Source organism: Aeromonas sp. 604176, assembly GCF_049170755.1.
Classification (GTDB): domain Bacteria; phylum Pseudomonadota; class Gammaproteobacteria; order Enterobacterales; family Aeromonadaceae; genus Aeromonas; species Aeromonas veronii_A.
Genome location: NZ_JAAKNE010000221.1, coordinates 1 through 2,311, shown reverse-complemented (window position 1 = coordinate 2,311; position 2,311 = coordinate 1). Strand labels below are relative to the sequence as shown.

General features: G+C 61.8%; 3 protein-coding genes. 2 read left to right on the top strand and 1 reads right to left on the bottom strand.

The features are described from left to right. Positions 1-549 (top strand): L,D-transpeptidase family protein (locus G5358_RS20795; protein ID WP_421324850.1); only part of this gene is annotated, 549 nt, incomplete at its 5' end. Positions 550-618: 69 nt separating this feature from the next. Here the strand turns inward: G5358_RS20795 and G5358_RS20790 are convergent. Then, positions 619-1,512: a VirK/YbjX family protein gene (locus tag G5358_RS20790; RefSeq protein WP_421324849.1), complete on the bottom strand. Its 894-nt coding sequence runs from the start codon at positions 1,510-1,512 to the stop codon at positions 619-621. A gap of 325 nt (positions 1,513-1,837) precedes the next feature. Between G5358_RS20790 and G5358_RS20785 the strand changes: the two genes are divergently transcribed. Beyond that, on the top strand, positions 1,838-2,311 hold a 474-nt coding region (locus G5358_RS20785; protein WP_421324848.1), incomplete at its 3' end, for a sodium:solute symporter family transporter.

The window sequence follows — 2,311 nt, the reverse complement described above, 5'->3', positions numbered from 1 at the left end:
GGCATCGGCCAGCTCGGCACCGACACCCCGGAAAACTGGGTGACCAGCGTGCAGCGCAAGAAAGCGGGCCCGACCTGGACCCCGACCGCCAAGATGCATGCCGAATACGCCGCCCGTGGCGAGAGCCTGCCTGCGGTATGGCCTGCCGGCCCGGACAACCCTATGGGTCTGTTTGCCCTCTACATCGGCAAGATGTACGCCATCCACGGTACCAATGCCAACTTCGGCATCGGCCTGCGGGTGAGCCACGGTTGCGTGCGTCTGCGCAACGACGACATCGCCTACCTGTTCAAGCAGGTACCGGTCGGTACCCGCGTCCAGTTCGTCAACCAGCCGATCAAGGCCTCCCTCGAGCCCAACGGTGTCCGCTATCTGGAAGTGCATCAGCCGCTGTCGCGCAGCGAAGAGGAGTTCAACTCCAAGCTGCCGGCACCGCTGCCGATGACTCCGGCGGTGACCCGCTTCATTGCCCACGCCGACAGCGACTCCCAACTGGTGAAGCAGGCGCTGGAGCAGCGCAACGGCATGCCGATGGCGATCAACCGCTAACGGCAAATCCCCGTCACGACAAAGGGCGAACAGCATGCTGTTCGCCCTTTTTGTTTCTGCTAGGTTGACTCAGCTTCGCAGCAGATTTGTCTGCAGCTCGCTGCCGAGCTGATCGAGCAGCTGATAGCGCGCCTTGTAGCTGGCCCGCTTGCGGGAGGGGATCTCCTCCAGCGTCTTGCGGGGCACCTCCAGCGGCAGGCTCATCCAGAGTTCATCCTGCACACAGCCCTGATGCTCCTGCCACAAGCCGTCGAGGTCGAACTTGACCCGATCGGCGGTGCGTTTGCTGCTCTGATAGACGTGGCTTTGGGTGCGGATCCCGAGCAGGCTCTTGCACGCCAACCCCCGGGCCAGCTCGGCGGCCATATAGACCAGCAGGGACATGGGGCGCAGCCCGCCGCACGCCTTGGTGACCTGCTTGATCTCCTCGCTCTGCCCCTTGCCGCCCTGCAGCGAGCAGATCTCGAGGGTCGGGTTCGGCGCGGGGCGTAGATTGAGGGCCATGTAATAGAGGGCCGCGTCACCCAGCTTGAGGGTCAGGCTCATCTCCCCCTCTTTGCCCATGTGGGTTTGGTAATCCAGTTGCAGGGTCAGCGGTGCCGTCAGCTTGTCGCTCTGCCATTGGGCCAGCAGCAGGCCGTGCCCGCTGTAGATTGCCAGCTGTTGCGCCTTGGGCAGCTGACGTGCCAGCTGCTGGTAGTGGCCGCTGATAAGCCCGGCTCGCAGGCGCTTGCTGAGCCCCTTGTGGCGATAGGGGTGGATCGGCTTTTCCAGAATATCGGGGAAGCGGCTGATCGCCTGCGCTAGCAGCGGTTGCTCCTGCTGCTGGCGATAGAGGGCGCGGGCGCCGGGATTGAGCCAGAGACGCCCCACATACTTGGCCCGTCGGATGAGATGACCCGACTCCTCCACCGGGTGAAGGCGGCGGGCGAGGGTTCGCAGGTGTGACAGATGAGATGACATGGTGCCGACCTTTGACTGGTGTGATGAGACAGGGCGGGGAGTGTAGGAGCGGGGCGCTGGCTTGTAAAAAATGGATAGTAACAAAATGTGAAAACATAACGCTCAATAGCCGCCGTTGCGGCGATATGGCTGCCACGGCCACGGCAGGAAATCTGGCGCCATCCTCTTGATGCGGCAGATGATTTGATGCGCAAAGGTTTTTATTGTGTTTTGTGTTTGTTAAAAGTGGTTGAGCTGGCGCGAACGGCTGATTAAGCTAGGCCGGTTTTTTAGGGATGAGCCCGTCACCAGAGCGGGCAGAAAATGACACAAAACGGAGTTTTGCATGACAGCTAGCACACCCATGTTAATCACCTTCCTGGTGTATATCCTCGGAATGGTGTTGATCGGCTTCGTCGCCTATCGCGCCACCCGCAACTTTGATGACTACATTCTGGGCGGCCGCCGGATGGGGAGCTGGGTCACCGCTCTCTCTGCCGGCGCCTCCGACATGAGCGGCTGGCTGCTGATGGGGCTGCCCGGCGCCGTCTTCGTCAGCGGCATCTCCGAGAGCTGGATCGCCATCGGTCTGGTCATCGGCGCCTACCTCAACTGGCGCTGGGTAGCGGGTCGCCTGCGGGTACATACCGAGAAGAACCGCAACGCCCTGACCCTGCCGGACTACTTCACCTACCGCTTTGAAGATCACAGCAAGGTGCTGCGCATTCTCTCGGCGCTGGTGATCCTGCTCTTCTTCACCATCTATTGCGCCTCCGGCGTGGTGGCCGGTGCCCGTCTGTTCGAGAGCACCTTCGGCATG